Consider the following 21,081-nt stretch of genomic DNA (forward strand, 5'->3'; position numbering starts at 1 on the left):
GTCCGCTCCGGTCCGCCTCGCGTCCACCGAGGCGGGTGCCGCGCGGGGGGCGCGCTCAGTCGAGCCGGAAGGTCTCCATGAACGTGTCGACGTGCCTCCCGGCCTCGGCCCACTGCCCGGCGGGAGTGAAGAACCAGAACATCGCGGTGCCGCCGGAGTCACGGGTGACGCATCGGGCGTAGAGACGGTGGGGCAGGTTCGACGCGCTCCTGTGCGCGAAGCCGAACTCCAGCTCGGCGCCCTCGCCCCCGGCGACGGGGACCTGGCGCCTGGTGAACTCCCGGTAGGAGCCGGACGCGATCATCGAGTCCTGGAGCGCGTCGCGCAGCTGGTCGAGGATGTCCGCCGGGTCCCTGGTCTCCTTCCTCTTCGGATTCGCGAAGACACCCAGGTACCAGGAGGACGGGGAGAGGACGGAGTCCTTGGGGCGCTCCCAGCTCACCTGCTCCCCGTCCCCTTCCTCGTCCTTCGTCCAGCCGTCGGGTACGGCGATGGAGAATCCGCGGCGGTCGGTGTGGAGGGTGAAGCCGTGCGGCAGCGGGTTCCGGCCCGGGGAAGGCGGCGGGCTCTGGCCGGTGGAGGGGGGCGGGGTCTGGCCGGGGGAGGGTGGCGGGTCCTGCCGGGGGTCGCCGGGGCTCGCCGTGCCTCCGGCCGGGGCCGAAGCCGAAGCCGGATTCGGATCCGGATTCGGATTCGGAGAGGTCGCCGGGTCCTTCCCCGAGGCCGTCGCGGCTCCGCCGGACGCGGGGGTCGGGGTGCCCCCCAGCCCGAAGGTGCCCGGCGACCAGATCACCACGGCGGCCACGGCGGCCGCCGCCAAGCTCACGGCCGCGGCCGCGGCCACCCGTGACGACGGCCGCCACGGGGTGCCGGACCGGCCCGGGTCTCCCCGACGCGCCAGGTCGGTCACGCCGGAGGAGCCGCTTCTGATCCGCCCGCCGCCGTCCGTCGCGCCCGGGTCCTCGGCGGGGCACGGGCGCTCCCCCGGGGTTCCGGCGGCGATCGGCGTGAGCAGCGCGGTGACCTGCGGGGCCGTCAGCCGCTCGGCGGGGTCCTTCCTGAGCATGCCCTCGATCACGGGAAGGAGCCGGTCCGCGTACCGGGCGGGCGCGGGCGGCTGGTTGACGATCGCCGCGATCGTGGCCACCGGGCTCTCCCGGTCGAACGGCCTGCGTCCCTCCACCGCCTCGTACAGCGTCACGCCCGCCGCCCACAGGTCGGCGGCGGCCGAGGCGCGCTCGCCGCCGAGCCGCTCGGGCGCGAGGTAGGGGATCGTGCCCAGCAACTGCCCGGTACCGGTCAGATCGGTGGTGTCGTGGACGGCCGCCGCGATCCCGAAGTCGGTCAGCACGGCCCGGTCGTTCCCGTCGTCTCCGTCGCCCCCGCCGTTCCTGTCGCTCCCGAGCAGGATGTTGGCGGGCTTGACGTCCCGGTGCACGATCCCCGCCGCCTCCGCCGAGACCAGCGCGGAGACCACCCGCAGCCCGATCCGCGCCACCCTCGCCTCGGTCAGCCGTCCCTCGTCCTTGATCACCTTAGCCAGGGACGGTCCCTCCACCAGCTCCATGACGATCCACGGGCGGCCGTCCTCCTCGACCACGTCGTAGACGGTGACGATGCCGGGACGGCCCCTCAGCGAGGCCGCCGTACGCGCCTCGCGGAGCGTCCGCCGCAGCCGCCGCTCGCGGTCCTCGGCGGTCAGCCGGAGGGGCAGCGCCACCTCCTTGACCGCCACGGTCTGGTGGAGCAGCTCGTCCCTCGCCCTCCAGACGACGCCCATGCCGCCCGCCCCGAGGACGGTCAGCAGCCGGTAGCGGCCGGCCAGCACCCGCGACGGGTCTTCCGGAACGTACGGGGGATCTTCCGGCATGCGGACGAACCTACCGCCCGGAGAGGGGGCCGGAGGCGGTCAGTATCCCGTGGCGGGGTCGATCACCCCTTCCAGCGGGCGGCCCGCGCGCAGGTTGCCCACGTTGCGCTCGACCCGCTCGCAGAGCATCCGCGCGACGTACTCGGCGGAGTCGGCGGAGTGCGAGGTGACGAGCACCCGGGGGTCGGCCCACAGGGGGTGCCCGTCGGGGAGCGGCTCGGGATCCGTCACGTCCAGGCCGGCGGCGGAGATCGTTCCCGCGCGGAGGGCCTCGACGAGCGCGCCGGTGTCGATGTGCGCGCCGCGGGCGACGTTGACGACGGCGGCGTGCGGCGGCAGCAGCGCCAGCTGGGCGGCGCCGACGATGTGCCTCGTCTCCGGAGTGAGGGCGAGGGCCAGCACCAGGAGGTCGGTCTCGGGAAGCACGGCGGGCAGAGCCGAGGACGGCAGCGTCTCCGATGTCTCCGGCGTCCCCGGCGTCCCCGGCGTCCCGCCGGAGACGCCGACCTTCTCGGGGTGGCGGCGGACCACCCGGATCCGGCACCCGAACGGCCGCAGGAGGCGGACGAGCTCGGTCGCTATGCCGCCGCCGCCGAGGATCGTCACCCGCCGGCCGTGCAGCGACCGGGGTTCCGTCCGGCTCCAGCCGGGCGTCCGCGCCTGGCGGGAGAGGTCGCGCAGGCAGGCCAGCATCAGCATCAGCGCGTGCTCGGCGACCTGCCCGGCGAACGACCCCTTGGCGCAGCTGAAGACCACGGGGCGGTCGAGCACCCCCGACGACGTGAACTTCTCCACCCCCGCCCAGGGGAACTGCACCCACCCGATCCGCGGATGGGCGTCCAGCGTCGCCCCGAGCAGCTCGGGCTCGCCGGGAACGAGCCACACCAGGCCGTCGGCGTCGGCGATCGGGACGTTGGCACCGCCACCGCGCGACACCGCCTCCTCGATCCCGAGCCGCAGCCGGTCGGGCTCGCCGTCGGCGGCGCCGGGCGTGGAGGGGGCTATCGCGATGCGGGCTTCCATGGACGACATTCTGTCGTAGATCACCTGTCGCGTATCACCGGCCGGAGGGTGATCACACCTGGCCGGCCACTTCGCGGAAGCCCGGGAGTAACCCGGGAATTGACCGCTATCAGGCGGGCGTGTGAAATGCCGAGTCGCGGACACGTGACGCATTCGACGACGTCGTCCGGCGCGAACCCGCCCGATCCCGAGGCGTTGACCAGGGGAGACTCCCGTCCGCGACGACGAGACTCCAGGGGCGCTACATTTTCCTGGGGAAGACGGGGCGTTTCTGGAGGGCGAATCGTTTTGGGCAGAGGAACGATCATCGGCGGCCGTTACGAGTTGGACCCCACGTCACGTCGTTCCGGCGGAATGGGAGAGGTCTGGTTCGGCTACGACAAACGTTTGGATCGGCAGATCGCCATCAAATTCATCAAAGCCGAAAGGTTTCCCGACGGTCGCCGCGACGAGGAACTGGCCAGGCGTTTCGTCCGCGAGTCGCGCATCACCGCCAGGCTGGAGCATCCGGGCGTGCCGACCATCTACGACTGCGGGCCGCACGGCGACGACCTCTACATGGTCATGCAGCTCGTCAGGGGGTGTTCCGTCGAGACGCTGCTCGACGAGACGGAGGTGCCCGTCGCCTGGGCCGTGGCGATCGCCGCCCAGGTGTGCTCGGTCCTGGCCGTCGCCCACGCCAGCTCGCTGGTCCACCGCGACCTCAAACCGGGCAACCTGATGCTCTGCCCCGACGGCACGGTCAAGGTCCTCGACTTCGGTATCGCCGCCGCGCTCGCCTCCGCGGACACGACGAACCTCACGAGGACGGGCGAGGTGCTCGGCACCCCGGCCTACATGGCGCCGGAACAGGCCATGGCCGGGACCGCGGGGCCGCGGAGCGACCTCTACTCCCTCGGCGTGATCCTGGACGAGATGCTCGCCGGGACCAACCAGTTCGCCGCGCCCACCCCGCTGGCCTCGATGCGCAACCACACCGACGCCGCCCCCCGGCCGCTGCGCGCGAGACGGCAGGACGTCCCCGAGGGGCTGGAGCGGCTCGTCCTGCGGCTGCTCGCGAAGACGCCCGAGGAGCGGCCGGCGAGCGCGGACGTCGTCTACGAGCGGCTGCTCGACTTCTGCCGCGAGCTGCCGCCCTTTCCCGGCTACGTCGACCTGAACACGTCCCACCCGGTGCGCATGTACGCCACCGTCCTCGGCCGGATCTCCTCCCCGCCGGCCGACAACCGGCGGCCCGCCCATCAGGTACGGCGGCCGGCGCGGATCAGGCGTGCCGCAGGACTGGCGCAGATCGAGCGGGCCGACATCGAGCGCGCCCGCAAGGAGGCCGACCTGCTCAAGGCGGAGGCCCGCTTCGGCCAGGCGGCGGATCTCCTGGCGGAGGTGGTCGGGCCCGCCGCGGGCTCCTTCGGCTCGACGAGCTCCGCCGTGGTCGACCTGCGGATCGAGCTCGCGGAGGCCCTCTTCCTCGGCGGCGACTACCGCCGGGCGGCGCCCGAGTTCCAGCGGCTCGCGGCCGACGTCGCGAGGGTGGAGGGGCCGGACAACAACCTCGCCCTGCGGTGCCGGTTGATGGAGGCGGGGTGTCACGCGGCGATCGGGGAGACGAACCTCGCCCTGTCCCAGCTCCGGCGGCTGCTGGCCGACGAGCGGCGGTTCGGCGCGGGGGAGGAACGGATCCTGGAACTCCGGCGCCAGATCGGGATGGTGGAACTCGACGCGGGCAACAAGGGACGGGCCAAACGGCTGCTCGGCGAGCTGCTGCCGGACCTCGAACGCCGCTACGGCCCGTACCACCAGAGCGCGGGAGAGGTCCGCGCGATCCTCCAGGGGCTCGCCGATCGCTGACGGGCGCTGACGGGCGCTGACGGATGCGGACGGATGCTGACGGGCGCGGCGGTGTTCAGTCAGGAGTCACCGGCCAGCGCTTCTTCGTTCCTGACCGGTCGTCAGTCTGTCCAGGACCGCGCCCATGTAGTCGAGCGCCTGCCGGTCGGTCAGGCCCGGGTCCGCCGCGCGCCCGCCCACCGCGTACGGCACCAGCAGGCGCGCGGCCATCGCGCCGAACTCGTTGCGCGACTCCAGGTAGGCCAGCATCCGCCCGGCCTCCTCCCGCAGGCCGAGCGCCGCCGTCATGGTGACGAACTCGATGCAGACCACGCTCGCCGCGACCACGTTGTCGGTGGCCACGAGCTCGTCGATGTAGTCACGCAGCAACCGGTACGCGCGCGGGCGGTCGCCGCGCCGGAACGCCGTACGTGCCTGGACGGCCTTTCCCGCCGACAGCGAGCCCTCCGGCAGGTCGATCGTGGCCGCCTCGTCGAAGAACCGCTCGGCGTCGCCGGGGCGGCGCTGGAACGCGGCCGAGTAGGCCAGGGTCTGCAGCGCCCAGTGGTGGAGCGTCGGCGGTCCCTCCGCGCGGTAGCGGGCGGCCAGCACCGTGACCGCCTCGTCCACCTGCGCGAAGCGGCCGACGCCGAGCAGCGTTCCGGCCGCGTTCAGCCGCAGGAACGCCGCCAGGTACGGCTCCCGCTCGCGCAGCCCGGCCACAGCCGGCGGCAGCAGCTGCGCCAGGGCCTGCCCGTCGCCGCGCACGTAGGCGGCGGCGTAGCGGGCCAGCGGGTGGTCCGGCGGGTGGTCCGGCGCGGTCAGGGCGGCGAAGGCGGCCGGGTCGGCGGTCTGGGTGAGCCGCTCGGCCGCCCACAGCAGCCAGAACGCGCGCCGGTCGGCCTGATCGGGCGGGAGCAGGGCCAGCAGGCGCTCGGCCCAGTCGCCGATCTCCTGGGCGGCGCGCAGCGTCAGCTCCGTCACCACCGGGCGGACCAGCGCGTCGGCCGCCGCCACGTCGCCGGTCGCGCACGCCCACCCGAACGCGGCCCGCAGGTTCGGCCACAGCTCGCGCAGCCGGGCCACGCCCTCCTCCTCCCGGGTGCCGCGCAACAGCACGCCGATCTCGGCGACCTCGACGAGGCACCAGCGGGCGTGCCGTCCCGCGGCCTCCCCGGTCGGGCCCTGGGCGGCGGCGAACCGGCGGATCGGCTCCAGCAGCCGGAACCGCGGCCCGGGCACGGTCGACACCATCGACCGCTCGACCAGGGTGCCCAGGAGGGCGTCGTCCCCGGTCACGGCGGCGGCCGCGGCCAGCGGGAAGGGGCCGCGGAAGACCGACAGGTCGCGCAGCGCCACGCGTTCGGCGTCGGTGAGCAGGTCGTGGGACCAGGCCAGGGCGGCGCGCAGGCTGCGGTGCCTGGGGGCGCCGGTCCTGCGCTCACCGGTCGCCGCGCCGGGGCGGGCCAGCAGGTCGCGGGGGCGGTGGCTGCGGACGCGGGCGGCGGCCAGTTCGATGGCGAGCGGGATGCCGTCCAGGTGGCGGCACAGGTCGGCCACGTCGGCGGCGTGCGCGAGGCGGTCGTAGCCGAGGTCGGTGGCGGACGCGCGGGTGTGGAACAGCTCGGCGGCGGCCTCCGGAGCGAGCGGGCCGACGGCCACCACCTGCTCGCCGTCCACGGCCAGCCGCTCGCGTGAGGTGGCCAGCACCCGTACGTGCGGACACCCCCGGGCGACCGCCTGGACGAAACCGGCCGCGCCGTCCGGCACGTGCTCGCAGTTGTCCACCACCAGCAGCGCCGTACGGGAGGCCAGCGCGGCCACGACCGACTCGGTCAGGCCGCGGCCGGGCCGCTGCGCGACGCCGAGCGCGCCGGCCGCGACGCGGGGCACGTCGGCGGCGTCGGTGATCTCCGACAGGTCCAGGAGCCAGGCGGCGCCACCGGTCCGCGACGCCGCCGCCAGGGCCAGCCGCGTCTTGCCGATGCCGCCGGGCCCGACCAGGGTGACCACCGGCGACCCGGCGAGGGCGCCGGCCACCGCCGCCAGGGCGTCGTCGCGGCCGATCAGCGGGCTCAGCCTCGGTGGCAGGTTGCCCTCCCGGGGTTCCTCCTCGCGCAGGATCCGCGCCTCCTCCTCGCGCAGCCGGGGGCCGGGCTCGATGCCGAGCTCGGCGACCAGGTGGCGGCGGGCCCGCTGGTAGGTGGCCAGGGCGTCGGCCCGCCGTCCGGACCTGGTCAGCGCGGTCATCAGCAGCGCCCACAGGCCCTCCCGGAGCGGGTGGCGGGCGACCAGGCCGGTCAGGGTGGCGGCGGCCCGGTGCGGGTCGCGGTCCACCTGGTGTTCCAGAGCCGACTCCAGGGCGCCGAGCCACTCCTCCACCAGGCCGTGCACCGCCGTGGCCAGACCCGGCGCGTCCACTCCGGCCAGCGGGTCGCCGGTCCACTCGGCGAGTGCCGCCTCCGCGTCGCCGTCGCGCAGGTGGGCGCGGAAACGGCCCACGTCGACGGCCTCGGCCGGGAGGTCGAGCCGGTAGGCGGCGCCGGCCCGGCCGATCGCGGCGTGGCCCAGTGCCGCGCGCAGCCGGGCGACGTGCCACTGCAAGGTCTTGGCCACCGTACGGGGCGGCGCGTCGGCCCACACCTGCTCGATCAGCCGCGCGACCGGCACGGGGACGCCGGGCGACAGGGCCAGGGCCGCCAGCAGGGTGCGCGTCCTGGCCGTGCCCACGTCGATCGGGTCGCCGTCGTCGGTCTCGGCGGCCACCCCGCCCAGCAGCCGGATCCGGACCACGGGCCGCCCCCTCGCCCGGCCAACCGCCGGCACACCGTTCGCACACCGTCCCCGGCCAGGGTGGGTGCCGCATCGATCGGACGATAGCGGACATCGCGGTCCTCATCGTCTTCAGTGTCCTCGGAGTTTTGGAGTTTCGAAGTGAGCATGAGCAGACGGACGACGGCCCGGATCGTCGGGGGCCTCTTCATCACCGCGACCGTGGCGGGTGCGCTGGGCGCGATACTGCTGGCAGGGGACCGGTCGCGGGCCGGGGCGCTGCTGGTGGTGGTGATGGCCGCCGCCATCGCGATGATCCCGGCGGCGATCTTCCCGGTGCTGCGCGAACGCGGCGAGGGGGTGGCCGTCGGGTACGTCGTGGCGCGCACGCTGGAGGTCGTGCTGCTGCTCCCGTCGGCGCTCGGGCCGCTCGTCGCCGCGTCCGGCGGGGACGCCTCGTGGTCCGGCACGTACGGCACCTGGGGTTATCCGGTCAGCTCCCTGTTCTTCTGCCTGGCCGTGGTGCTGCTCAACGGGGCGCTGTGGCGGGGCGCGCTGGTGCCTCGGCCGATCTCCGGATGGGCGCTGGTCGCGGTGGTGCCGTACGCGGTGGACGCTCTGCTCGTGCTCTTCGGGGTGGTCGAGGTGTCCGCGCCGGTGCACGCCGTGCTGATCGCGCCGCTGTCGGTCGGCGAGATGGTGCTGGCGTTGTGGCTGCTCATCAAGGGCTTCAACCGGTGATCCGGGCGTCGCGCAGGTTTTTCCACCGATGATCACAGGAACGCTCCCGCCGTTGGCCACGACATCAGAGGGGGCGCGGTGGCGCTGCGCGAGGGGCACCGCCGGACGGGCGAACACCAGGAAGATCAACGATCACACGGCGGACTCTTCCGGAACCGCCACAACCGCAGGAAAACGATCAGGCCAGGTGGCACGTTTCTGGACGAAGGTGACATCGTGGTGACATCGAATGCGGGAAGGTGACGTTCAGACCGGGACGCTGCGGCGGGGCTCACCGGCCGCCGATCAGTTCGTGCGGGTGTTGGGAAGGTGCTCGCCCAGGTAGCCGATCCAGATCTTGCCGGTGGCGCCGCCGGAGTCGTCGTGGAAGTACATCCGGGGCGCGGGGTAGCCGACGGGCCTGAGCTTGACGTGGGACTCCATCAGGACCTGCCCGCCGGGGTTCACCTCGGGCGGGACGGCGAAGGTCCGGCGGTCGCTGAACTTGGCGCGGGTGACCACGCTCTTCGACTCGCGCATGGACACCATCCCGGTGGGGATGGTGAGACGGCCGGAGGAGCCGTGGGAGCACCACTCGTAGAAGCCGCCGGAGAACTCCCCGCCGGACCGCGCCCTCGCGAAGTCCTCCAGGGCGCGCAGCGAGTCCCATGCCTTCGCCGCCCACGTACGCGACTGGGCCGGGTGGTCCAGGTCGAGCCGGGCGGCGGCGCCGTCGGTGTCGCCGACGACGATGTGGCGCAGGCTCTCGCGGGCCTCGATCAGGACCTCGACCAGGCTGGCGGGTTCGAAGAGGGGGGTCTCCTCGGGCACGCCGTACACCGGCTGGCCCGCCTCGGCGAGCCTGCCCTCCAGCCAGCGGACCCGCTCGGCGAGCTTCCTGGCGCTCGTGACGGCCTCGGCGTACTCCTCGGTGAGCAGCCGGTACTCCTCGCGCAGGCGCCTGGCCTCGGTGGCCCGGCCGTCGCTTCCCTCGTCCGTGAGGGGGACGTTCACGAGAGGGCCGTTCGCGAGAGAGCCGTTCGCGAGGGGGGCGTTCATGAGCGGGCCGCTCGCGAGGGGGACGTCCGGGAGGGGGACGTCGGGGAGGACGTCGCCACGCCGTTCCGCGACGATGTCACGCAGGCCGGAGAGGTGCGCGCCGAGCGTGTGGAGCTCGCGCAGAACCCTGGTGAGGTCACCGCCGGAGGTCTGCGACGACGTGGCGAGCCCCAGGGCCGCGTCCAGGTCACCGCGCAGCTCCTTGACCACCATGTCCGCCACCACCTGGGCGATCTCCTCCGCCCCTGAACCGCTCTTCCCGGTCTCCTCATGCTTCTTGGTCTCGTTGGTCTCCTCGGTCTTCTCGATCTTCTCGGTCTCCGTGATGACCGTGGCCTTCTCACCGCCGCTCCCACCGGTCCCACCGGTTCCGCCGGTCGCGGCGGGTGTCGGGCGCCGGGTCATGGCCATCATCCGCCGCCGTAACTCCTCGCGGGCGGGGTCGGTCCGCGCGGGCCGGAGCGCGGCCTCGGCGATCTCGCCCAGGTCGGCGCGTCCGGCGAGCACCCGGTAGACGACGTGGAGCGTCCGCTGGACCTCCTCGGGAAGCTCGCGATGGACGGTGTCGCCGACCGCCCCGGTGACGATCCGGTCCAGGGCGGCGTCACCCTGGTCCCGGATCATGGCGGCGCCCATCGGCGGGTGCCTGCGGGGGTGGCGCTCCTCGGCGGGGTCGAAGGGGGCGAGGTAGGTGCGGATCCCGCCGCCGAACACGCCCAGCTCCCTGCCCATCACCTTGTTGAACCGGTTCTGGGTGCGCAGGTCGGCGAGCCGTACCACCAGGCTCGCGCCGGTGACCGCGCCGGCCAGGTAGTCGGCGTGGGAGCGCGCCGCCTCCGGGTTCTGGGGGTCCACGGAGAGGACGAGGATCGGCATCCTCCTGCGGGGTTCGGTCATCACCGGGACGAACCGGTCCATGCCCTCCTCGTCGAGGACCACCGGGCCGTCCTCCACCTGGACGCCGCCGTCGCTGATGCGCGCGGTGCGCAGGTACGCGGGGAGGAAACCGGGCACGCTCACCACCCCCGGTTCGCGCCTCTCCCGCCGTTCCTGGTCGCGCCTCCCGCGCCGGTACGGTTCGCGCCGGTGCCCTTCCGGCTCGCGCCCCTCGTGCCGGTCCACGGTGACGATGACCCACCCGGTCATGCCCGGTACCGATTCCGCGTAGGTCACCCGGGTCCGCAGGCGCCCTTCCCCGTCCGGCTCGTCCAGCGTGTAGCGGCCGCAGTCACCGCGCCGTTCCATCGTGAGCCGCGCCCGGCCGGCCTCGGCCTCGACCATCGCCCGCGCCGCACCCGGGGGCGGGAACCCCTTCCGCTCGACCCACTCGGAGAAGGTACGGCGCAGCCGGATCGAGATGGGGGCGGCCGGGTCGCGCAGCACCGCCTGATATAACCGCGTCACGTTCGACGCCATAGTCACGACACCTCATATGTCATCAACCTGGGGGATGTACGGCTCATGTCCGATAAATGGACGCCAGTCGTACGGGGTTGGATGTCAGCCAGGCTCCACCGGTTCCAGCGAGTGAGCTTTGTGCACCATAAATGGTGTTTAGTGGTGAATTAAGCGTGTATAAGACATAAATCGGGTTCAGTGGGCGGGGGTGTTGCCGCGATAGGCCGACTTTGTCGCCCCCAGTGTGACGACCTGCCGGTCTGGTGTCGCGGTCTTTCCCCGAGATCGCCGCTCGACGGGCGTTAGGTCTTTCCCTGGGGTCGCCGCTCAGAGGGCGTTCGGGGTGAGCTCTCCGTGCGGGTCGCTTCCACAGGGAAGGCCGATCGGCGGCGTGGCGGGGTGTGCGGTTCGGCGGGGTGGAGTGCACCCGGCCGGGGGTGCCGCGAATCCTGGTGACCGGCCAACCGGCTGTCGGCGGAAATTTCTTAATATGATGTTCTGTGCACCGTGTTCGTTATTCCGTAGGCCGGAGGATTGCCTGTTCGAAGGATTGCCGCCCGGCCCGTGACACGCGCGGGGAAACGCCTCTCGCGGGCGGGCGTCAGGTCTCCACGCCGATGTGTACGGGACCGCCGTCGGGGTCGATCGTGGCGAGCAGGCTCGCCGGGACGCGGAACACCCGGCCGGGGGCGGCCGGCCACCACAGCCGCCTGCGGGCGACGACCTTTCCGCCCTGCCGCAGGACGACGCGGGGGAACGGGACGTAGCGGTCGCTCCACAGCAGGAGCCGCCGACGGGCCGGGGCGGGGTCCCCGGGGCGGAAGATCTCCGGTGACACCCAGCGGAAGGGCGTGTCGGCGAGGAGCCGCACCTGTTCGGCCGGTGGGCTCCTGCCGTCCAGCCAGGCGACGACCGAGTCGGCCACGTGGGCGCCGTCGATCGCCGCGATGTCGGCCGTGTCGACCGGGTGCAGCAGGTTGCCCACGGCGAACACGCCCGGCCGGTCGGTCCGCAGCGCGCCGTCGACCAGGGGGCCGTTCGTGCCGGGGTCCAGGGCGATCCCGGCGGCGCGTACCAGCTCGTGGTCGGGGATCCAGTCGCCGGTGAGGACGAGCGTGTCGCACTCGACGACCCGCCTCTCACCGGTGTCGATGTTCTCGACCTCGACCGCTTCGAGCTCCGGCCGGCCGATGATCCTCGTCACGCGGGTGCGGGTGGCGACCCGGGTCCGGAAGAGGATCCTGCCGGGGACGCTGAAGAGGGCGTAGGAGTCCGCCCGCGGGTACTCGGTGGTCATCAGGACGGTCCGGCACCCGGCCCCGCGCAGGGTCAGCGCGGCCGACCAGCTGACGAGCTCCGCGCCGGAGATGACGGCCCTGCCGCCGACCCCTCCGTTCCGCAGATGGACGATGTTCTGCAGGTGGCCGGTGGTGTAGACGCCGTGGGCGCGGTCTCCGGGGATGAGGCGGGCCGGTCGCGGGCGCTCGCGGGCGCCGGTGGCCAGGACGACGGCCCGTGCCTCGATCCGGATGCGGCCCATCGGGGTGGTGGCCTCGATCGCGTGGTCACCGGCCCAGTTCGTCACGGTGGCGTCCGTCCGGATCGTCGCACCGGCGGCCTCGGCCTGCCGCACGAGCCTCCTGGCGTAGGCGGGCCCGCTCAGGAAGCGCCTCATGTCCCTGATCCCGTAGCCGGGATGGTCGCTGTGCCGGGGAATGCCTCCGGCCGTACCCTCCCGGTCCAGGACGAGCACGTCTCCGTCGACCCTCGGCGCGAGCTCGCGGGCGGCGCTCAGCCCGGCCGGCCCGCCGCCGACGATGACGACGGCCGGGGTGAGGACGGTGACGCCGGTGCCCGTCATCGGAGGGTCTCCAGCGACGCGTGCCGGTCCCCACCGGTCTTCCCGCCTCCGCCTCCGCTTCCGCCTCCACCTTTGCCGTCGCCGTCGCGGATGCCCTCGCTCCCGCCGTCGCGAGTGCCCGCGTCGTCGCGGATGTCCTCGCCGTCGCGGGTGTTCCCGCCCTTGCCGGCCAGCAGCCTCCCGACCTCGGCGCCGCAGAAGAACCCCTGGCAGCGCCCGTTCAGCGCCCGGGTGCGGCGGCGAAGCCCCTCCAGGCCGGCCGGTGGGATCGGTGAGCGCAGGGCGTCGCGGATCTCGCCGGAGGTCACCCGCTCGCAGAAGCAGACCACCTTGCCGTACGCGGGGTCGGCGGCGATCCGGGCGGCGTCCTGGTACGGGCGCGGGTACGCCTCCCCGAGGTTGGGCATGCGAGGCGGTTCCGGCAGGTTCTCCCGCGGTACGAGAGCGAGGCCGGCGTCGCGGGCCAGCTCGGCGACGTGCCCGGCGATGGCGATACCGGCGGTCAGGCCGGTCGAGCGGATCCCGCCGACCAGGACGTAGCGCCGTCCCGGGTCGGCCTCGATGAGATAGTCCGGGTGGTCGCTCGCCGCGCGCAGGCCGGCGTAGGTCGCGGTGACCTCCTCGCGCAGCAGGCTCGGCATCAGTCTCTCGCCCTTGCTCAGGAGGAACTCCAGCCCTCCCTCCGTGGTCCCGGTGTCGGTACGGTCGGTGAGGTCCTCGGCGGTGGGGCCGAGCAGCACGTTGCCGTAGACGGTCGGGCTGATCAGCACGCCCTTGCCCCAGGGGCCGGGCACCGGCAAAATGATCTTGTCGACCAGCGGGCGGGCGAGCTTGTCGTAGACCAGCAGCTCGCCGCGCCGAGGTGTGACGGTGAACCGGTCGTGGCCGAACAGCCGGTCGACGACGTCGGCGCCGAGCCCGGCCGCGTTGACGACCCAGCGGGCGCGCACGTCCCCGCCGGAGGTGCGCAGCACGGTCGAGTCGCCGAGGTCCTCGGCCGACAGGACCGCCCGGTTCAGCAGCAGCGTCACCCCGCGGCCGACGGCGTCCGTGGCCAGGGCGAGGTTGGTGGTCCAGGTGCAGACGATGGACTCGTCCGGAACGGTCAGGCCCCCCAGGGCCCCCTCGCCCAGGTGGGGCAGTTGCCGGTACACCTCGTCGGGGCCGACGATCTCCGTCTCGCCGTACCCGTTCCGCCCCGCCTTCTCCCGCAGGCCCGGCAGCGCGGCGAGCTCCTCGGCGTTCCAGGCCACCAGCAGGGCCCCGGTGCGCTCGACGGGGATCCCGGTCCGCGCCGCGTAGTCGGAGAGCAGGCGGTAGCCTTCGCGGACCAGCCGGGCTTCGAGCGTGCCGGGCTTCGCGTCGAACCCGGTGTGCAGGATGGCGGTGTTCGCCTTGCTCGTACCGTCACCGACGTCGTCCCGCGCGTCCAGCAGCGCGACGCTCAGCTCGTAGGCCGCGAGTTCCCTGGCGACGGCCGACCCGACGATCCCGGCCCCGATCACCGCCACGTCGAACACGGCCGCCGAGGCGGATGCCGTGGCGTCCGCGGCGACGGTGACCTTTCCCGAGGTGTCCCCGGATCCTGAGGTGTTCCCGGATCCCGAGGTGCCCCCGGATCCCGAGGTGTCTCCGGGCTTTCGGGTGATCGCGTCTCGCGTGGTGTTCACCGCGTTCCCTCCCGGGGCGGCGTGATGGCGACGGAGTCTCTCCAGCGGGAGCGGAAGTCGGCCGCCCGATCCGCGGACCATCGGGGCTCGTACGTCGTGCCGGGTTCCCACGCGTCCACCGCGTCCTCCAGGGAGAGCGACGGGTCGAGCGCGGCGCGGGCCAGCGCCACCGCGCCCATCGGGGTGGCGTGCGGGGAGGGATAGACGTCGACGGGGATCCTCGCGAGGTCGGCGACCGCCTGCATGAGGACCCGGCTGCGGGTGAGCCCGCCGTCCACCCGCAGCCGGGTCAGCGGCCGCCCGAGGTCGGCGGCGACGAGGTCGCCCAGCTCGGCGACCTGCGCCGCGATCCCCTGGAGGACGGCGAGCACGAGGTGTCCCGGACCGGTGGAGAGGGTCATCCCGGAGAACGAGGCCCTGGCGTCGGGCCGCCACCAGGGAGCGGCCAGACCCGCCAGCGCCGGGACGCACAGCACCCCCTCGGAGTCGGCCGCCGCGACCGCGTCGAGGTCCGCCGCGGTGTCGACGAAGCCGAGGTCCCGCATCCACCGTACGGCGGAGGCGGCCGTGTAGACCTGACCGTCGAAGCAGTACGAGGTCTCCCCCCGGACCCGCCAGGCGACCGAGGCGGCCAGCCCGGCGGTGGAGCGCGCGGCGGAGGCGCCGGTGTTGGCGAGCAGGAACGCGCCGGTGCCGAAGGTGCACTTCGCCTCGCCGGCCCGCAGGCAGTTCTCGGCGAGCAGCGCCGCCTGCTGGTCGACCACGAGCCCGGCGACGGGGACGCGCCCGCCGAACGCGGTGGTGTGACCGACCACCTCGTCACACGAGACGATGCGCGGCAGGCGTTCCTCGCCGAGCCCGAACAGCTCCAGCAGCTCCGGATCCCATTCGGCGTCGTCGAGCCGGGTGACCAGCGACCGGCAGGCCGTGGCGACGTCGGTGACGAACTCCCCGGTCAGGTGGTGGACGATCCAGGAGTCCGAGGTGGTGACCACGCCCTCCCCGGTCACGTTCCGGCGCAGCCACGCCATCTTCGGCGCGGAGAAGTACGGGTCGAGAACCAGCCCGGTGACGCCGGCGATCCGCTCCCCGGACCCGGCCAGCTCCGCGCAGATGCCCTCCGACCTGCGATCCTGCCAGACGATGGCGGGGGAGAGGTGAGCGCCCGTCACCGGGTCCCAGGCCAGCACCGTCTCGCCCTGGTTCGCCAGCGCGACGGCGTCGACCGGCACCCCGGCCCGCGCGACGGCCTCGCGGCCCGCGTCGAGGACCGAGCCGAGGAGCTCCCCGGGGTCCTGCTCGACCCCGCCCCCGGGCAGGTAGGCGGGGCGGACCGGCACCTCGGCGAGGCCCAGCACCTCGCCGGCGCCGTCGACGACGATCGCCTTGGTGGCGGACGTGCCCTGGTCTATCGCCAGTACGGTGGTCACCCCGGGTGCACCTCCTCCGCGTTCGGCCTGGACGTTTCCGCCAGGACGACCGTCCCGCCCTCGCGGGTGACGGCGTCCCGGATGGCGGACGGCGGCTCCGCCTCGGTGATCAGCCCGGCGAGCTCCCCCAGGTCGACGACCCGGTGCCGGGCGACCAGTCCGAACTTGCTCGAATCGGCCAGCACGTACGAACGCGCCGCGTTCCCGAGGATGACCCTCCGCGTCGCGATCTCGTCCAGGTAGTAGTCGGTCAGCCCGGCCGCCGCGTCGACGCCCCCGGAGCCGAGGAACGCGATGTCCGGGTTCAGGTCCGCGAAAAACGCCTGGGCGACCGAGTTCGAGACCGCGAGATCCCCGGCCCTGAGCCTGCCCCCGCAGACGAGGACCTCGACGCCGGGCCGCTCGGACAGCTCCGCCGCGACCAGCAGGGAACACGTGGCGACGATTCCGGAGAAGTCCAGCGGGAGCGCCCGCGCCACCTGCACGGCGGTGGTCCCCACGTCGATCACGACCGTCTGGCCGGGCCGCGCCAGCCCCGCCGCGGCACGCCCGATGCGCCGCTTCGCGTCCGCGGCGGTCCCGGTGCGCTCGGCGAACGGGGCCTCCTCGCCGGCGGGCTGCCCGAGCGCGATCGTCGCGCCCCCGTGGACGCGCGCCAGCGTCCCCCGGCGTTCGAGCAGGACGAGGTCACGGCGGATCGTCTCCGCCGACACGCCGAGCTCGCGCGCGAGGTCGTCGGTGCTGACGACCCGGCAGGCCCGGAGCACCTCCCCGATCCGCGAGTGCCGCTCAGCGGGCAGCACTATATGACCACTTTTGTGGGTATTTGTGGACTCATAAGGGAAAGTATGCGCCGATGTTGAGACACGGTCAATGTACCCCTGTCACATTCGGATTCTTTACCCCGTCCTGTGATTCCGCCCTTGTACAGGTCGCCTAGAACAATCACTGGGGCGGGTTCGGGCGGTGGCCGTCACCCGGTTGGCGACGGCCTGGCGGCTGAGACGGGTCGCCCGAGTCTTAGTCCTCACCAGGACTTCGATCCCCAGCGAGGTTCCTGTCAGTCCAGGTTGTTTCGCTGACGCACCAGGTTCGCGATCGCCAGGATCTTCGGCCGACCGGTGGCCTTGAACGAGAGACCGTGGCGGAAGATTTCGGGAATCCAGTATCGATCCTCCTCGCGGAAGACGACCCCGTTGTCAGCCAGCGTCTCTAGTTGCCGACTCGGCAACTCGACGCTCTCCGGACTGAAGGGGATTCTCTTCTTGTCCGTGGCGAGGCTGCTGAGGTGCTCGAGAAGCTCTCCCACCTGCGGGCTTTCCTCAGTGATGGCGCGAGTCTTATCCTTGCCGCACTGGGCGAGTGCTTTTCTCATCGCTGCGGGTGTGAGCAGGCGGGTTGGCCATCGGCTCTCCTCCACGGACAGGGAGGCCGACTCCTTGAGAAAGGTCACGATGTCACGCGCCTGGATCTGCTCGTTGAAGTCGGAGAGCGCGGCCAGGAACCATCCGTCCGATCGGGCCTCACGCGATTTGAGTGATCCCATCTTCTCCCCCCATAGGGGATGAAGCATTGTGCTGAGATCCTGATTTTTTGCCGAAGCCACCTTTTCTGAGGTGAGATCGGGAAGGGCTGTGGAACGCTGGGCGACCCACAGGGCGAGCCGTAGGGCCTCGAAGTGGTTCCATTTGAGTTCGTAATCTCTGTATCTGGCGGAGAATTGCCCGTAGTTCTGCCGGATGGCAGACTGCACGAGATCACGCCGGACGAAGATCACCAACCCCAATGGCCGGCCACGGAGACTGCGCAGCCAGTCGAGACAGTCGACGAGAAGGACGCGAAGCGCCTGCCGCTGCACATCACTGTCGAGGAGGTCCCGCAGAAGGTCCTCAAGCCCGTCGGACAGGAAGATCCGTGTGTTCGTCGAGGCGAAGTCGGCCAGTTTTTCTTCGACGTCCTCAGGAGAGGCGTCGATCCCTGCGGCGTGGGCCATGCACGTCAGCCAGACCTGACGCCACTGCGCATTGGTCGGTTCCGAACGCAGTGCGAGATCGATCATGTCATGCGACTCAAGCTGGGTCGCGGGCTCGCCGTTCTGGGAGATCGACGCGTCTCGTTGGATCTTTCCGATCCGCTCGCGAGTGGGATCGCTGAGATCCTTGGAGACGAGCACCGGCGTCAGAAGGGCTTCCAGAGTCACGTCCTCGACGCCGACGTCTCTTGCGTAGTCACGCCATGTCCTGCGGAAGCACATCTGAAGCTGGGTGAAGGTCTTCCCGGAGCCCTTGGCTCCCATGACCACGCACAGTGGTGCTTCGGTCCGGTGGGAGACGAGCGTGTTCCGAAGGGATTCGGCCGGCAGGAAGTCCGTGTCATCCGCCGCCTCGGCGTAGGCCAGCCGTGCGGCGAACTCGCTCAGCGCTCCACGTCGAGAAGCCAGGTCGTCGATCTCCTTGATGACGTGGATCGACTCCGTGGCGAGTCCCTCCTCGGTCACGCCCAGTTCCTTCGAGGGCACCAGGGCGTCGACGAGCGGTGCGAGCGTTTCCGCGAGTCGCAGGCGTCGGACCAGGTCCACCACCGCCTCCCAGGAGGCGGGCAAGGCCAGGAGCCGATCCTGGAGGACACTGAAGATCGGCTCCAGTGTGAGGTCACGGTCGACGGTCCGGTCGCCGTCCTCCTGAGCGATCGGTGTGAGTGTCCTGGAGATCACATCGCGAAGCGAAGCGGCGGCCGAGGCCGCCAGTTCCCGATGCCCCTCCTCGCGGAACTGGGTGATGACGGCCATGCTCGCCGGATCTTCGGCATGGGTCGGCGCACGCAGGCCGAGTTCCTGGACGGTCCGAAGAGTGCCGTACAGCGACTGGTCACTGACGGTGGTGACGAAGATTCGTTGGACGCGGGGGTCGAGCAGAACGGGAGCCGCGAGTTCGCTGCCTCCTGCGCGCAGGTCGACCAGAACCGTACGTGCACCGAGCCGGTTGGCGAGCTCGGCGAGAGACTCGGTCAGATGGTGGATCGATCGATCCGGAGTCAGTAGATCGGTGGGTTCGAGCCGTGGCGGGGCAATATCAAAGGCGCACCGGGTACGCGTTTCGCCATGGCCGGTCGCGCGGTATCGCGAACGGCCAGGCGGCCGCTCACCTCCTGCCCCTTGGACACCTTTCCGCAAAGATCATGCCCGGTTCCCCGGAAGCCTGCCCGCGGCGATGCCGTCGGTCAGGCCGTTGACCAGCTCTCCGCCGACCGTCCCCGCCTCCCGCAGTGACCGTTCGAAGGCGGTGAGCCGCCTGAAGGCCTCGCCGTGGCGGCGCTGCTCCTCAAGGGGCAGCCGCGGCACCTGCAGCCTGCGGACGTCGATGCGGGAGGACGTCGAGGCGTGCGTTCCCGCCTGCCTCGCGTTGGCCGGGGCTCGCAGGCAACCGGCGAGGAACCACGGGTCGAGCAGCGCCGGATCCACCCGCAGGGCGAACAGCTGCGAGCCAAGCACCGTGGGGGCGCCGGTGTCGACCCAGGCGCCGAACGCCCGGTAGGCCCCGACGACCACCACCTCCTCCGGGACGGTCACGGTGAGGGTGCCCGCCGTCTCTCCCGCCGACGTCTCGTGCGCGGGCAGCCAGCCGGACGGTCTGATCCCGGCCGGCACGTCGGCGACGGTCAGCACGGGCACGGCGTCATCGGGGGCGTCGCCGGTGCGTACCTTGCCGTCCGCCGGTTGCTGCCCGGCCCGCATCGTCAGGGCGCCCGCCCGGAGCAGGTCGCCCACGGTCACCGTGCCCTGGCCGGCCGCCTCCTCGCCGCTGAGTTCGAGCGCGGACAGGGTCGCGGACAGGTCCCGCAGCTCGTGGAGCAGGGTGCCGAACCGGTTCCACGAGCGTCGCAGGCCCAGGTCCGTCGAGGTCGCCACCTTGGGGACGTGCCGTGCGGGGGTGAGGTCCACCTCGTCGTCCAGCAGGTCGATCACCGGGACCACGGCGTGGCCGGCCGGCCTGTCCCTGTCCTCGCCTTCCGCCCGGACGGCCGACAGCACGCGCCGCCGCAGGAGGGGCCAGTCGATCGCCGCCCTGCCCGTCCTCTGCGTTCCCCCCGGAGGCTCCGGCTGGACCTCGGCCGCGTCGACCAGGAGCACCCCGGCCTCCGCGCCCGTCCCGCCTTCCGCCGCCGGTGCCCGCAGGACCCACAGGTGCAGCGCGACGCTGTACGGGGGCGCGGACCCCGGCGGGAGGGCGACCACCGCGCGCAACACGCCGCTACGGAGCAGCCCGGCCCGGATCCGGCGGCCCGCCCTGCGGGAGGCGACACCGGGCGGCAGCAGCAGCACCGCCGTCCCGCCGGGCGCCAGGCGGCTCAGCGCGTGCTGGGTCCAGGCGAGCTCGGGCTCGGTGCGGGGCGGCAGGCCGTACGTCCAGCGGGCATCGGTGGCGAGCTCCTCGTACCCCCAGTCACGCTCGTTGAACGGCGGGTTGCACAGCACCACGTCGGCGCGGACGCCGGGGTGGGGATCGGCGCGCAGTGTGTTCCCGGCCCGGACGTCCACCTCCCACGCGGTCTCACTCCCGGGTGGGTGACCGGCGAGCAGGAGCCGTACGGCGGCGAGCGCCGCCTGGGTCGGGTCGGCGTCCTGGCCGAGCAGTCCGAGCGGGACGCCCGAGGGGGGCGCGTCCGTCGTGCCGGCCCACTGCCGGGCGGCGGCGAGCAGGAGACCGCCCGTGCCGCACGCGGGGTCGAACACGGTGCCGACGCCACCGGCTTCGCCGTCGCGCGACAGCTCGGCGACCTCGGCCATCAGGGCGGCCAGCGGACGCGGTGTGACACCGATCTGCCGGACGTGCGTGTCGAGCCAGCGGCCGAGCAGGAAGTCGAAGGTCTCCCGGGCCCCGTGTTTCCTCGACAGGCCGACCGCGCGTTCCACCAGGGATCGCTGGGCCTCGGAGAGGCCTGTGTCGTCCGGAAATCCCCCGGCCGCGCCGGTGTCCGGCGGGTTCACCAGGTGTCCCGCGTCCGGCTGGCCCGCGAGGCGTCCTGCGTCCGGCGGCTTCGTCGGCTGTCCGGTGTCCGGTGGGTTCGCCGGGTGGCCCGCCTGATCCCGGGCGAGCCGGGCACCGGCCGCGGCGATCGCCCTCCCCATCGTGTCGCGGTCCCCGAGCGCCTCGAACTCCGGCCACAGTCGTTCCCGGCTGCCGACCTCGTCCAGCTTCCCCTGCCGCCTCAGCCACTCCTCCACCTGCGACAGCGCGAACTGCGGGCTGGTGTCCGTACCGCCGACCGGCGCGGGGAAGCTGTCGTGGCGGCGGCGCCAGTTGCTGACGGCCGCGCGCCCGACACCGGCGATCCTGGCTATCTCCGCCAGGGTGACGGAGACGGACGGATCGGCAGAAGGAGGCATGGTGTCTCCGGGTAGGGGACAGGACGGTGGCGACCCCGCCGGAAGACACGATGACGACATGCACC

12 protein-coding genes are annotated in these 21,081 nt (G+C 72.6%); 2 read left to right on the forward strand and 10 right to left on the reverse strand.

What is annotated here, in order from left to right; genetic code table 11:
* Positions 1–55 precede the first annotated feature (55 nt).
* Both ACSC1Q_RS12500 and ACSC1Q_RS12505 read right to left on the reverse strand, forming a co-directional pair.
* Positions 56–1,870 (reverse strand): serine/threonine-protein kinase, encoded by a 1,815-nt coding sequence (locus ACSC1Q_RS12500; protein ID WP_436758841.1) that lies wholly within the window; start codon positions 1,868–1,870, stop codon positions 56–58.
* A gap of 39 nt (positions 1,871–1,909) precedes the next feature.
* Positions 1,910–2,893, reverse strand: a complete 984-nt coding sequence (locus ACSC1Q_RS12505) for a D-isomer specific 2-hydroxyacid dehydrogenase family protein (protein WP_436758842.1) — start codon at positions 2,891–2,893, stop codon at positions 1,910–1,912.
* A 324-nt stretch (positions 2,894–3,217) separates the two neighbouring features.
* Between ACSC1Q_RS12505 and ACSC1Q_RS12510 the strand changes: the two genes are divergently transcribed.
* The gene (locus ACSC1Q_RS12510) at positions 3,218–4,741 is read left to right on the forward strand and encodes a serine/threonine-protein kinase (protein ID WP_436759222.1); all 1,524 of its coding nucleotides are present in this window, start codon (positions 3,218–3,220) and stop codon (positions 4,739–4,741) included.
* Between the two features lie 66 nt (positions 4,742–4,807).
* On the opposite strand, the gene ACSC1Q_RS12515 is transcribed toward ACSC1Q_RS12510, so the two are convergent.
* Complete coding sequence (locus ACSC1Q_RS12515) at positions 4,808–7,513, reverse strand: AfsR/SARP family transcriptional regulator (protein ID WP_436758843.1); 2,706 nt, start codon at positions 7,511–7,513, stop codon at positions 4,808–4,810.
* 147 nt (positions 7,514–7,660) lie between these two features.
* Between ACSC1Q_RS12515 and ACSC1Q_RS12520 the strand changes: the two genes are divergently transcribed.
* Positions 7,661–8,233 carry a DUF4386 domain-containing protein gene (locus tag ACSC1Q_RS12520; protein ID WP_436758844.1) on the forward strand — a complete coding sequence of 191 codons (573 nt, stop codon included), beginning with the start codon at positions 7,661–7,663 and terminating at the stop codon, positions 8,231–8,233.
* 285 nt (positions 8,234–8,518) lie between these two features.
* On the opposite strand, the gene ACSC1Q_RS12525 is transcribed toward ACSC1Q_RS12520, so the two are convergent.
* From ACSC1Q_RS12525 to ACSC1Q_RS12555, 7 genes are all read right to left on the reverse strand, one after another.
* Positions 8,519–10,675, reverse strand: a complete 2,157-nt coding sequence (locus ACSC1Q_RS12525; protein ID WP_436758845.1) for a hypothetical protein — start codon at positions 10,673–10,675, stop codon at positions 8,519–8,521.
* A 595-nt stretch (positions 10,676–11,270) separates the two neighbouring features.
* Positions 11,271–12,530 (reverse strand): NAD(P)/FAD-dependent oxidoreductase, encoded by a 1,260-nt coding sequence (locus tag ACSC1Q_RS12530; protein ID WP_436758846.1) that lies wholly within the window; start codon positions 12,528–12,530, stop codon positions 11,271–11,273.
* A complete protein-coding gene (locus ACSC1Q_RS12535) occupies positions 12,527–14,200 on the reverse strand; it encodes an NAD(P)/FAD-dependent oxidoreductase (RefSeq protein WP_436758847.1) in 1,674 nt (557 codons plus the stop codon). The genes ACSC1Q_RS12530 and ACSC1Q_RS12535 overlap by 4 nt, the downstream gene beginning before the upstream one ends.
* Positions 14,197–15,630 carry an FGGY family carbohydrate kinase gene (locus ACSC1Q_RS12540; protein WP_436758848.1) on the reverse strand — a complete coding sequence of 478 codons (1,434 nt, stop codon included), beginning with the start codon at positions 15,628–15,630 and terminating at the stop codon, positions 14,197–14,199. Before ACSC1Q_RS12540 ends, ACSC1Q_RS12535 begins: the two co-directional genes overlap by 4 nt.
* The gene (locus ACSC1Q_RS12545) at positions 15,627–16,433 is read right to left on the reverse strand and encodes a DeoR/GlpR family DNA-binding transcription regulator (RefSeq protein WP_436758849.1); all 807 of its coding nucleotides are present in this window, start codon (positions 16,431–16,433) and stop codon (positions 15,627–15,629) included. The genes ACSC1Q_RS12540 and ACSC1Q_RS12545 overlap by 4 nt, the downstream gene beginning before the upstream one ends.
* Before the next feature lie 257 nt (positions 16,434–16,690).
* On the reverse strand, positions 16,691–18,802 hold the full coding sequence (locus tag ACSC1Q_RS12550) for a KGGVGR-motif variant AAA ATPase (protein ID WP_436758850.1): 2,112 nt from the start codon (positions 18,800–18,802) through the stop codon (positions 16,691–16,693).
* A gap of 3 nt (positions 18,803–18,805) precedes the next feature.
* A complete protein-coding gene (locus ACSC1Q_RS12555; protein ID WP_436758851.1) occupies positions 18,806–21,016 on the reverse strand; it encodes an N-6 DNA methylase in 2,211 nt (736 codons plus the stop codon).
* Positions 21,017–21,081 lie beyond the last annotated feature (65 nt).

Source organism: Streptosporangium heterodermiicola, from assembly GCF_051390675.1.
Classification (GTDB): domain Bacteria; phylum Actinomycetota; class Actinomycetes; order Streptosporangiales; family Streptosporangiaceae; genus Streptosporangium.